A 12,007-nucleotide genomic window follows, 5' to 3' on the forward strand; every position below is an offset into this window, starting at 1 on the left:
CTCGTGCAACGCCGTCATCAGCGATCCGGGCTCGCGCGCTCGAACTGGCGCAGCAGACGGTTGCCGCGCTCGGCGGCGGCATCGAGCGCCGTCTGCGCCGGTTTGCGGCCGCTGAAGGCCTGCTCCATCTCGTCCTCGATGGCATCACGGATCAGCACGAATGAGCCGAGCCGCAGGCCGCGCGAATTTTCCGTGGGCGGATTGAGCGTCACCTGCTCGATCGAGATCGCCGCGCCTGGATTGCGGTCGTAGAAGCCCTGCGCGCGTGTCAGATCGAAGGCCGCCTGCGTGATCGGCAGATAGCCCGTATTCTGGTGCCAGGCGGCCTGAACATCGGGCCGCGACAGATAGGCGAAGAACTTGGCCACGCCCTTGTACTCGGCTGCGGGCCGGTCACGGAGCACCCACAGCGTCGCGCCGCCGATGATCGAATTCTGCGGCGCGCCCGCAATATCGGGCCAGTACGGCATCATGCCGTAGCCGACCTCGAACTTCGAATTCGCCTTGATGTCGGCGTGCGTCGCCGAGGAGCCGATGAAGATGCCGCACTCGCCCTTCTGGAAACGCGGCTCGGCTGCCTGACCGCGGCCGCCATAGTCGAAGACCTTGCTCTTCTGCCATTCCGCGAGCTGGGCGATGTGCCGAATCACCTGTGGATTATTGAATGTCAGCACGGCGTCCAGTCCGGCAAAGCCGTTGGCCCGCGTGGCGATCGGCAGATTGTGGAAGGCGGAGAAATTCTCCACGTTGATCCAGGCCGGCCACGACGTCGTGAAGCCGCAGGCAACGCCATTGTCGCGCAGCCGCCGGGCGGCCTTGCCGAGCTCGGGCCAGGTCTTCGGCGCCGCGCCCGGATCGAGCCCGGCCGCGCGAAACTGATCCTTGTTGTAGTAGAGGATGGGCGTGGAGGCGTTGAACGGAAACGACAGCATGTTGCCGTCAGCGTCGGCATAGGTGCCGGCGATGGCGGGCAGATAGGCCGACGGCGAAAAGCTCTCCTGCTCGTCGCGCATCAGCTCGTAGACCGGGTAGATCGCGCCCTTGGCCGCCGTCATCGTCGCGGTCGCGATCTCGTTGACCTGCACGATCGCCGGCTGGCTGCGCGAGCGGAATGCGAAGATGGCCGCCGTCACGGTCTCCGTATAGCTGCCCTTGTAGCTCGGCACGATGCGATAGTCGGACTGCGAAGCATTGAAGTCGGCGGCCAGCCTGTCGACCTGCCTGCCGAGCTCGCCCGACATCGCATGCCACCACACGATCTCGGTCGCGGCCTGGGCCGTGCTTGCACAAACAACCGTCCAGAGCAGGATTGCAGACGGAACAGAACGCCAGAGGACCGTCACCGGGAGCCAACTCCAATTCCATGGATGAATCTGCCTGGGCTGAGATCGCAATCGGACCGAAAATGGGGCCCAGCAACCCAGAGCTGCAACAAACTATCAACAAACCATTGACGCGTATCGCTTTGACGTCAGAATGGACTTATAGCACCTGTTCGGGAGAGCATTGAACCTTTTCACATCCGGGCCGACCTCATCATCAAGGGGAAAGTGTTGCCTGTGTACCGCGCCCATCTTTCGTCGATCTCGAGAGTGGACGTCACGCCGGTGCTGATGCGCGCTGAGGCGGGCGCGCGGTACCGCTCGTCCCTTTTACGCCTCCCGTACTCCGCGGCGCGGTTAAATGCGCCGCAGCATACAAATCCGGGCGCCCGCGGCGGATCGCGCGCAGGCCGGTTCCGTAAGCCCGGTCCGAGGTAGCGATCGTGGCGCGATCCGAGCAGCGGAAATCCGTCGCGCGGCCGCTCAGCCTGGCGGTCCTGGGGCGGGCACGAATCGTGCGCGCGCTGCGGGCGGTTCCGATCCGCTGGCGCATCCTCTCGATCGCCGCGCTGAACTCGGCGGTCGTCATCGTTCTGGCGGCGCTGATCTGGAATGGCGCGACGGTGCTCGGCACGGCCTGGGACGACGTCCGCCAGGTCCGCGAATCCGACAAGGTCCTGGCCCTGCTCGAAAGCGAGACCAGCCGGCTGCATAACCTCATCCATCGCTACATCAATCAGCCGAGCCCGGAGCTGTTCGCCGAGATCCTGCTGCTGCGCGAGGCCGTGCTCGGGACGCTGACGACGCGCGCCTCGACCGACCCGATGCTGTCGGGGTCGGTCGAGGAGCTGGAGCGCGTCACCGTGCGCTTTCTGGACGGCTTCGGCGAGCTGCGCAGCCTGCAGGCGACGATCTCCAAGACCTACGAGGAGGAGGTTCTCGGCCCCGCGCGCGACATCGCCGGGCTGTATTCGGTGATCGAAGGCGCGACCGGCCATCGCGACGCGCAGATCTGGCCCTCGCTCGGCAAATCGCGCGAGGCGTTCACCGCCATGCTGGTCGCGGCCAATTCCTACTATCTGTCGCTCGCGCCCGCCTCCGCCGACGACGCGCGCCGCAACACGGAGACGATCGAGAAGACCATTCCGGTGATGTCGAGCCTTGCGGACAATGATCTGCAGCGCCTGGCGCTGCAGCGGCTGTCGGCCCGGACCGCGGCGCTGCGCGCGGGATTCTCCAAGCTCACCGATCAGCTCACCAACCGCACCGAGCTGCTGCGCAACACCATCGATGCGAGCCAGGCCGAGACCATCGGCGCCATCGACGGCCTGTCGGTGAAGATGCGCCAGCACGAGCAGAAGGCGCAGGCGACGTTCGATCGGACGTTGAAGGACATCTCCCGCCGCGTCCTCTCGATCGCGGTGATCTTCCTGGGAGTGATCCTCTCCGCCGGCGTGCTGATCGCCTTGTCGATCCGGCTGCCGCTGCAGCAGATCATGGCCTCGATGCGCGCGATCATGCTGGGCGACTACGACCGCGAGGTCCAAGGCACCGAGGCGCGCGACGAGGTCGGCGCGATGGCCCGCGCCGTCGAGACCTTCCGCGAGAACGCGATCGCCAAGCGCAAGACCGAGGACGAGCTCCGCGCCGCGAAGGAAGAGGCCGAGAGCGCCCTGCTCGAACTCAGCGCCGCACAGCGCAACCTGATCGATGCCGAGCGGCTGGCGGCGCTGGGCGGGCTCGTCGCCGGCGTCGCCCACGAGGTGAACAATCCGATCGGCATCAGCCTGACGGTGGCCTCCAGCTTCGCGCGCCGGGTCGAGATGTTCGAGGCGGCGCTGCGGTCGCCCGAAGGCGGCCTGCGCCGGTCGCAGCTGGAGGAGTTCGTGCGCACCTCGCGCGATGCGTCCGAGCAGCTGGTCGCCAATCTGCAGCGCGCCGGCGAGTTGATCCAGTCGTTCAAGCAGGTCGCGGTCGACCGCTCCCATGCGGAGCGACGGACCTTCGTCCTGAGCGAGGCGACCGATCAGATCATCACCAGCCTCAAGCCGGTGCTCAAGCGCGCGCCGATCACGCTGGCGGTCGACGTCCCCGAAGGGCTCTTCATCGACGGCTATCCCGGGTTCTACGGTCAGATTCTCACCAACCTGTTCCTCAACGCCGTCAACCATGCCTTTGCCGACGGCCGCGCGGGCACCATCTCGATCACGGCGCGGCCGCGCGGCGCGGATGACATCGAGATCATTTTCGCCGATAACGGGGCCGGCATGACCCCCGACGTGCAGCGCCAGGCCTTCGATCCGTTCTTCACGACACGCCGCAACGAAGGGGGAACGGGGCTCGGGCTGCATATCGTCTACAATCTGGTGACGCAGCAGCTTGGCGGCCGCATGATGCTGGAATCCCGCGAGGGACAAGGCACCACCTTTCGGATTATCATGCCGCGGGTCGCCAAGGGCGGCGCCGAGACAGCAATGGGTGACGGAACGACGCAATGGCCGAACAGGACGATGTCCTCCAACTGATCGAGGATACCGGTTTCGACGAGGACGACCGTTCGGCCCGGAAATGGAAGATCGCCGTCATCGACGACGACCATGCCGTGCACGAAGGCACCCGCTTTGCGCTGTCGGACTACAGCCTGAACGGCCAGGGGCTGGAAATCCTCTCCGCCTATTCGGCGGCCGAGGGCCGCGCCCTGATGCGGGAGCACACCGACGTCGCAGCGGTGCTGCTCGACGTCATCATGGAGACCGACGTCGCCGGGCTCGAGCTCGTCGAATACATCCGCAACGAGATCAAGAACGAGACCGTCCGCATCATCCTGCGGACCGGACAGCCCGGCCAGGCGCCGGAGCGGCGCGTCATCGTCCAGTACGACATCAACGACTACAAGGCCAAGACCGAGCTCACCGCCGACAAGCTGTTCACCTCGCTGACGGCAGCGCTGCGCAGCTACCAGCAGCTCGAGCGCATGGTGCAGACAAGGCGTGGCCTCGAGATCATCATCGACGCCGCCTCGACGCTGTATGATTTCAAGTCGATGCAGCGGCTGGCCGAGGGCGTGCTGACCCAGATCGCGTCGCTGCTCAACGTCGATTGCGCCGGGATCCTGGTGCTGCGCGACGACGGCAGCCAGACCGAGGATTTCTCGGTGCTGGCCGGCTCCGGCTGCTACAGCCGCTTCTCCGGCGCCGTCACCTCGCGCTCGCTCGACCCCGACCTGCGCGACATGGTCGAGGCCGCCTTCAGGCAGCGCAGCAACGAATTCGCCGACCATCGCACCGTGCTCTATGTCCGCACCGGCTCGGGGCGCGAGGTCGTGGTGCTGCTGCAGGCGGAGCGGCCGCTGTCCGAGACCGACCGCTCGCTGGTCGAGATCTTCTCCAGCCGGCTGTCGATCGCCTTCGACAACGTGATCCTCTATCAGCAGCTGCATGAGGCCAACACCCAGCTCGAGGACCGCGTCGCCCAGCGCACCCGCGCGCTGATGCAGGCCAACCGGCGGCTGTCGGCGCAATGGCTGCGGCTGCAGCGCGCCAACGGCTTCAAGAACGAGATTCTCGGCACCGTCGCCCATGACCTGAAGAATCCGCTCGGCGTCATTCTCGGCCGCACGGAAATGCTGACCGAGTTGATCGCAACCGGTGCATCCGCCGAGGGCATCACCAGCCAGGTCGGACATATCCGTGATGCCGCCAAGCGGCTGACCTCGATGGTCGACCATCTGATCTCGGATGCGATGGCCGACGCCTTCGACATCACCATCCGCCGCGAGCCGGTCGACATCACAGCCCTGATCCACGAGGTGGTCGAGGCCAACCAGCCGCTCGCCCTCAACAAGCAACAGGTCATCGAGGTCTCGGCGCCGACGCTGCCGTCGACGATGTGCGACATCGACCGGATCCGCGAAGCGATCGACAATCTCTTGAGCAACGCCATCAAGTACAGCCCGATCGGCGGCAGGATCATCGTGAATGCCTCGGACGATGGCGACAACACCATCATCGGCATCACCGACCAGGGCGCTGGCCTCTCGCCGGAGGATCTCGGCCGGCTGTTCGGCCGGTTCCAGCGGCTGTCGGCCAAACCGACCGCGGGCGAGAGCTCGACCGGGCTCGGCCTGTCGATTGTCAAACGCATCGTCGACATGCATGGTGGCGAGGTGACGGCCAGGAGCGAAGGGCCGGGATCCGGATCGACCTTCACCATCACACTGCCGGCGGCCGAATTGTCATGAGTCAGAGCCAGCACATCATCATCGTCGACGACGAGGCGCCCGCCCGCGAAATGGTGGGTGACTACCTCAAGATGCACGGCTTCACCGTGACCTTGTGCGATGGCGGCAAGAGCCTGCGCAGCGCCATCGAAACCGGCCCGGCCGATCTCGTCGTGCTCGACCTCAACATGCCCGAAGAGGACGGACTGTCGATCATCCGCGATCTCAAGGGCCGCACCAACATCCCCGTGATCATGCTGACGGCCACCGCCAGCCCGATCGACCGCGTGGTCGGGCTCGAGCTCGGGGCCGACGATTACGTCGCCAAGCCGTGCGAATTGCGTGAATTGATGGCCCGGATCCGCTCCGTGCTGCGCCGCAGCGGTCCAGCCAAGGCTGCGGCGGCCGTCACGGAGACCGCTCCGGCCCAGGCCAAAAACCCGCAATTGGTGCGGTTCGGCACCAAATGGCTGGATCTCGATGCCCAGGCGCTGCGCGACGACGAAGGCAACGAGCATCCGCTGACGGCTTCCGAGTACGGCCTGCTCAAAGTGTTCGCCGCCAACCCGAAGCGGGTGCTGTCGCGCGAGCGGCTGCTGGAGCTCGCCAATGCCCGCGATGCCGAGGCCTTCGACCGCGCCGTGGACCTGCGAATCATGCGGATCCGCCGCAAGATCGAGCCGGATCCGACCAAACCGGCCGTGATCCGGACCATTCGCGGCGGCGGCTACCTGTTTTCCCCGGCCGGCGACAAGGCCTGAAGCGGGCCAGCCGGCGGCAGCCGGAGCGACCTGTTCGCCCGCATTTCGTTCCGCAAATTGGAATAAGGCACAATTCCGCCACGACTGTTTCGCGATGTGCGGCGCGACGAAACATTTCCGCAGGCGCACGAAACCATTTTCCTGTTTTCGTGCAGACGTCCCGAAACGGGCGCTCCTTAACAATCCATCCCGTCGAAACGCCGCAAGGGGGCGGCGGAACGGGAGAGTGCCATGCAGAACGTCGTTGCCATCAATTCCGCAGCCAGCCAGGGCATCATCGCAGCCCAGGCGACCACGGACGACATGCTCCTGGAGAGCATTGCCGATGGCGATCGCACCGCGATGCACACGCTTTATGCGCGCCACAATGTGCGGGTCTATCGCTTCATCCTGCGCATCGTGCGCGACACCACGGTCGCCGAGGACCTCGTCAGCCAGGTGTTCCTGGACGTCTGGCGCACCGCCAAGCAGTTCGAGGGCCGCTCGCAGGTCTCGACCTGGCTGCTCTCGATCGCCCGCTTCAAGGCGCTGACCGCACTGCGCCAGCGCCGGTTCGAGGACATCGACCAGGACGAGGTGCGCGAGATCGCCGACGACTCCGACACCCCGGAAACGTCGCTCGAGCGTTCGACGACCAGCGCCATCCTGCGCGCCTGCGTCGCCAAGCTGTCGCCGGCGCATCGCGAGATCATCACCCTGATCTACTACCACGAGAAGTCCGTGGAGGAGGTCGGCCAGATCATCGGCATCCCGCAGAGCACGGTGAAGACCCGCATGTTCTACGCCCGCAAGCACCTCGCCGAACTGCTGCGCGGCGCCGGCGTGCACAGCCTCGCCGCCTGATTCACCTTCATTCTCGTCGGGACCAAGGTCCCGGCGGGTTCCCGTGACGACGACATCGAGAAAATCGCCGAACGAAACAATTGAAACAATCGGCGAAATCACCTGGAAAATTTCGGCCGCTAGAACGTTATCCATCAGCCGAGCCTCAGTCCCCCAGCTGATCTCGGTTTGGAGCGAGCAAATTCAAGGTTACCTCCACCTTCCAAGGTTGCTCCGAAGACCCGGCGGATGCCCCTGCCGGGTCTTCGTCGTTTGGGATCGCTCACGCCGCCAATAGGGCGATTTGACCATTTGATATCGTGCGTTGCCGGTGCAATCTTCCGTCATGGGGCGATGCTACAAGCCCCGTGGCAATGACGGACGGTGCTGATGTTCGGTTTGGATGCGGTTGAGCTGGCGCGCGCGCAGTTCGCCTTCACGGTCACCTTCCACATCATCTTCCCCGCCTTCTCGATCGGGCTCGCGTCCTACCTCGCCGTGCTCGAGGCGCTGTGGCTGTGGACCGGACGCGACGTCTATCTCAACGTCTTCAATTACTGGCTCAAGATCTTCGCCATCGCGTTTGCCATGGGTGTCGTCTCCGGCATCGTGATGTCCTACCAGTTCGGCACCAACTGGTCGGTGTATTCCGACAAGGTCGGCCCGGTGATCGGCCCGCTGATGGCCTATGAGGTGCTGACCGCCTTCTTCCTCGAGGCCGGCTTCCTCGGCGTCATGCTGTTCGGCCTGAAGCGCGTCGGCCCGAAGCTGCATTTCCTCGCCACCCTGATGGTCGCAGTGGGCACGCTGATCTCGGCATTCTGGATCCTCTCGGCCAACTCCTGGATGCAGACGCCGGCCGGCTATGCCGTCAACGCCGACGGCCAGTTCGTCTCGGTCGACTGGCTCGCAGTCATCTTCAACCCGTCCTTCCCCTATCGCCTCGTGCACATGGTGCTCGCGGCCTATCTGACCACCTCGCTCGTGGTCGGCGCCGTCGGCGCCTGGCATCTGCTGCGCAATCCGCACCTGCCGGGCCCGCGCGTGATGTTCTCGATGGCGATGTGGATGGCCGCCCTGGTGGCGCCGCTGCAGATCCTGGTCGGCGATCAGCATGGGCTCAACACGCTCGAGCACCAGCCGGTGAAGATCATGGCCATGGAAGGCCATTTCGAGAGCCACAAGGACGGCGCGCCGCTGTACCTGTTCGGCTGGCCCGACCAGGCCAAGGGCGAGCTGAAATGGGCGCTCGGCATCCCCAAGTTCGGCTCGCTGATCCTCAAGCACCAGATCGACGCTCCGATGGCCGGGCTCGACACCGTGCCGCGGCAGGACTGGCCGCCGGTGCCGATCACGTTCTGGTCGTTCCGCATCATGGTCGGCCTGGGCCTGCTGATGTTGGCGCTCGGCGGGTTCAGCCTGTGGGAGCGCTGGCGCGGCCGGCTGTACATCAACCGCGGCCTGCACCGCTTCGCGATTGCGATGGGACCGGCGGGGTTCATCGCCGTCATGGCCGGCTGGATCACCACCGAGACCGGCCGCCAGCCGTTCACGGTGTACGGGCTGCTGCGCACCGCGGATTCCGTGTCGCCGCTCGCCGCCCCGGCCGTCGGCACGTCGCTGCTCGCCTTCATCGTCGTGTATTTCATCATCTTTGCCGCCGGCGTGATGTACATCCTGCGCCTGATGGCTGAGCCGCCGCATCCCGGCGAGCCGGGCCCGAGCAGCGAGCAGCCGGTCCGCACCGCCGGCATCACGCCGGCCGCCGGTGTCGTGCAGGGAGCCGTCGGATCATGAGCGTCACCGTCGATCTCGCCACCCTCTGGGCGTTCATCATCGCGCTCGCCGTGTTCATCTACGTCGTGATGGACGGCTTCGATCTCGGCTTGGGCATCCTGTTCCCGCTGTTTCCCGGCAGGCAGGACCGCGACGTCATCACCAACACCGTGGCGCCGGTGTGGGACGGCAACGAGACCTGGCTGGTGCTCGGCGGCGGTGGCCTGATGGCCGCGTTCCCGCTCGCTTATGCGATCCTGATGCCCGCGCTGTATGCGCCGCTGATCGCGATGCTGGTCGGCCTGATCTTCCGCGGCGTCGCCTTCGAATTCCGCTGGCGCACCCGCGCCCAGCGCAATCTGTGGGACATCGCCTTTGCCGGCGGCTCCTGGGTCGCGACACTGGCGCAGGGCATCGCGCTCGGCGCCATCCTGCAGGGCGTGCATGTCGAGGGGCGTAACTATGCCGGCGGCTGGTGGGACTGGCTGACGCCGTTCAGCCTGCTCACCGGCGTCTCGCTCGTGATCGGCTATGCGCTGCTCGGCGCCACCTGGCTGATCCTCAAGACCGAGGGCGACCTGCGCGACAAGGCCTACCGCATCAGCTGGGTCCTGCTGTTCGCGATGCTGCTCGCCATTGCCGCCGTCAGCCTGTGGACGCCGCTGCTCACCATTCAATATTCGGACCGCTGGTTCAGGTGGCCGGCGATCATTCTCACCGCGCCGGTGCCGCTCGCCGTCATTGGCGTCACCGTGCTGATGATGAAGAACCTCGCCCAGAAGCGCGATGGCTGGCCGTTCTTTCTCGCGCTCGCGCTGTTCTTGCTGTCCTACGCCGGCCTCGGCATCAGCATGTATCCCTACGTCGTGCCGCAGAGCATCACGATCTGGCAGGCGGCAGCACCCGAACGCAGCCAATTGATCATGCTGCCGGGCGTGCTGGTGCTGGTGCCGCTGATCCTCGCCTACACCGGCTGGGCCTATTGGGTGTTTCGCGGCAAGGTCGGGCACGACAGCGGCTATCATTGATGCCCTCCGAGCAGCCTGCCCCACTCGCGAAGCGCCTCGCCTGGTTCGTTGCGCTGTGGCTCGCCGGCGTGGCGACCGTCGGCGCGGTGGCCTTCCTGCTGCGGCTCTGGATGAAGCTCGGATGACAGCGGGTGCGCCCTGCGCTCACCTTGACTTTGCTGCGAATATGCTCCTGAAATTTGGCGGGTGGATTTGATCGGGCAAGCTTCGCAGGGGTCCGTCGAGGAGAGCTTTGAATGCCGAGTTTCCGTCGCCTGCTGTGTGCGGCCAGCGCCATCATTGCGCTGGCACTGTCCACATCGCATAGTTTTGCCCAGTCCGAGGACCCCGGCGATCAGCCCGGCCTCGTCGCCGATGACGGCTACGAGCTCGATCCCGAATGGCGCAAGCAGGTGGTCTACTTCCGCACCACCGAGCCGCCGGGCACCATCATCGTGTCCACCGCCGAACGCCACCTCTATCTCGTGCAGCCGGGCGGACGTGCCATCCGCTACGGCATCGGCGTCGGCCGTGACGGCTTCCAGTGGCAGGGGCTGCTGTCGATCACCAAGAAGGCCGAGTGGCCGGATTGGACGCCGCCGCCCGAGATGATCCAGCGCCAGCCCTATCTGCCGCGCTTCATGGCCGGCGGCCCCGGCAATCCGCTGGGCGCGCGCGCGATGTATCTGGGCACCACCGTGTACCGCATCCACGGCACCAACCAGCCCTGGACCATCGGCACCAAGATTTCCTCCGGCTGCTTCCGCCTGGTGAATGCCGACGTCGCCGACCTGTTCGACCGTGTGCCCGTCGGCACCAAGGTCGTCGTGAAGCAGAAGCCGGAACTGTAACGGCGGCCACGGCCGCCGATTTTCCAGCCATCGCTTCGTCCTGACATTTTTTGAAAGAGATTGACCATGCGCACTTTCCGAGGCGGCCTGCTGATCGGGCTCGCCGTCGCCGTCCTCGTCGCGGCGCTCGCCGTCACCTATGAGATGTACGACACCCGCACGCTGAAGCGGACCATCCGCCGCGGCGAGGTGCTGTGCGGCGTCAATGCCGGCCTGCCCGGCTTCTCGATTCCCGATGATAAGGGCAATTGGAGCGGCTTCGACGTCGACTTCTGCCGCGCCGTGGCCGCCGCGATCTTCGATGATCCGAAGAAGGCGAAGTTCGTGCCGCTCGACGCCAGTGAGCGCTTCAAGGAGCTGCAGAGCCGCAAGGTCGACATCCTCTCGCGCAACACCACCTGGTCGATGGCGCGCGAGCAGAACTACGACCTGTATTTCCCCGCGGTCGCCTATTACGACGGCCAGGGCTTCATGGTGCCGCGGTCGCGCAAGCTGGAGACGGCGCTCGACCTCAACGGCAGCAAGGTCTGCGTGCAGGATTCCACCACCAACGCGCTCAACCTCGGCGACTATTTCCGCACCAACAACATGAAGTATGAGGAGGTGAAGTTTTCGAAGCTCGACGACGTCATCAAGGCGTATGACAGCGGCAAGTGCGACACCTTCACCGCCGACGTCTCGCAGCTCTACGCGCTGCGACTGACGCTGTCGAAGCCCGCCGATCACGACATCCTGCCCGACCTGATCTCCAAGGAGCCGCTCGCGCCCGTGGTGCGCCAGCGCGACGACGACTGGATGATGATCGTCAAGTGGACGCTGTACGCGATGATCAATGCCGAGGAGCTCGGCGTCACCTCCAAGAACATCGACGAGGCGCTGAAGTCGAAGAAGCCGGACGTGATGCGGCTGGTCGGCAACGAGGGCAGCTACGGCGAGGACCTCGGGCTGACGAAGGATTGGGCGGCGCGCGTGATCCGTCACGTCGGCAATTACGGCGAGGTCTATGAGCGCAATGTCGGCAGCGAGTCCAAGCTGAAGATCCCGCGCGGCATGAACCAGCTCTGGAACGCCGGCGGCGTGCAATACGCACCGCCGATCAGGTAGGGGTTTCCGCTCCCCCTCGCCGTCATCGCGAGGAGCAACGCGACGAAGCGATCCAGGATTGTCAGAGAGACTCTGGATTGCTTCGCTTCTGTTCAGCCCGGGGACATGGCTGACAGGTGTTCGGAGACATGGTTGACACCTCAAA

Annotated in this window: 10 protein-coding genes; 9 read left to right on the plus strand and 1 reads right to left on the minus strand. The window is 65.4% G+C overall.

Annotated elements, in window-relative coordinates; genetic code table 11:
- Nucleotides 1–17: 17 nt before the first annotated feature.
- The gene (gene ugpB, locus ACQR2C_RS27540; RefSeq protein ID WP_434882512.1) at nt 18–1,343 is read right to left on the minus strand and encodes a sn-glycerol-3-phosphate ABC transporter substrate-binding protein UgpB; all 1,326 of its coding nucleotides are present in this window, start codon (nt 1,341–1,343) and stop codon (nt 18–20) included.
- A gap of 518 nt (nt 1,344–1,861) precedes the next feature.
- Between ugpB and ACQR2C_RS27545 the strand changes: the two genes are divergently transcribed.
- The 9 genes from ACQR2C_RS27545 to ACQR2C_RS27585 all read left to right on the plus strand — a co-directional run bounded on the left by ACQR2C_RS27545 (nt 1,862) and on the right by ACQR2C_RS27585 (nt 11,862).
- Complete coding sequence (locus ACQR2C_RS27545) at nt 1,862–3,847, plus strand: sensor histidine kinase (protein ID WP_409997902.1); 1,986 nt, start codon at nt 1,862–1,864, stop codon at nt 3,845–3,847.
- On the plus strand, nt 3,817–5,562 hold the full coding sequence (locus ACQR2C_RS27550) for an ATP-binding response regulator (RefSeq protein ID WP_434882513.1): 1,746 nt from the start codon (nt 3,817–3,819) through the stop codon (nt 5,560–5,562). The genes ACQR2C_RS27545 and ACQR2C_RS27550 overlap by 31 nt, the downstream gene beginning before the upstream one ends.
- The gene (locus ACQR2C_RS27555; protein WP_315801637.1) at nt 5,559–6,302 is read left to right on the plus strand and encodes a response regulator; all 744 of its coding nucleotides are present in this window, start codon (nt 5,559–5,561) and stop codon (nt 6,300–6,302) included. Before ACQR2C_RS27550 ends, ACQR2C_RS27555 begins: the two co-directional genes overlap by 4 nt.
- 231 nt (nt 6,303–6,533) lie before the next feature.
- Nucleotides 6,534–7,145: a sigma-70 family RNA polymerase sigma factor gene (locus ACQR2C_RS27560; protein WP_434847323.1), complete on the plus strand. Its 612-nt coding sequence runs from the start codon at nt 6,534–6,536 to the stop codon at nt 7,143–7,145.
- 369 nt (nt 7,146–7,514) lie between these two features.
- On the plus strand, nt 7,515–8,921 hold the full coding sequence (locus tag ACQR2C_RS27565) for a cytochrome ubiquinol oxidase subunit I (protein WP_315801639.1): 1,407 nt from the start codon (nt 7,515–7,517) through the stop codon (nt 8,919–8,921).
- Nucleotides 8,918–9,928, plus strand: a complete 1,011-nt coding sequence (gene cydB, locus ACQR2C_RS27570) for a cytochrome d ubiquinol oxidase subunit II (RefSeq protein WP_315801640.1) — start codon at nt 8,918–8,920, stop codon at nt 9,926–9,928. The genes ACQR2C_RS27565 and cydB overlap by 4 nt, the downstream gene beginning before the upstream one ends.
- A complete protein-coding gene (locus ACQR2C_RS27575; RefSeq protein WP_315801641.1) occupies nt 9,928–10,053 on the plus strand; it encodes a DUF2474 family protein in 126 nt (41 codons plus the stop codon). The genes cydB and ACQR2C_RS27575 overlap by 1 nt, the downstream gene beginning before the upstream one ends.
- 111 nt (nt 10,054–10,164) lie before the next feature.
- A complete protein-coding gene (locus ACQR2C_RS27580) occupies nt 10,165–10,758 on the plus strand; it encodes a L,D-transpeptidase (RefSeq protein WP_434882514.1) in 594 nt (197 codons plus the stop codon).
- A gap of 66 nt (nt 10,759–10,824) precedes the next feature.
- Entirely contained in the window at nt 10,825–11,862 is a 1,038-nt protein-coding gene (locus ACQR2C_RS27585; RefSeq protein WP_315801642.1) for an amino acid ABC transporter substrate-binding protein, read from the plus strand.
- The last annotated feature ends 145 nt before the right edge of the window (nt 11,863–12,007 follow it).

The organism is Bradyrhizobium sp. HKCCYLRH3061 (genome assembly GCF_051168015.1).
Classification (GTDB): domain Bacteria; phylum Pseudomonadota; class Alphaproteobacteria; order Rhizobiales; family Xanthobacteraceae; genus Bradyrhizobium.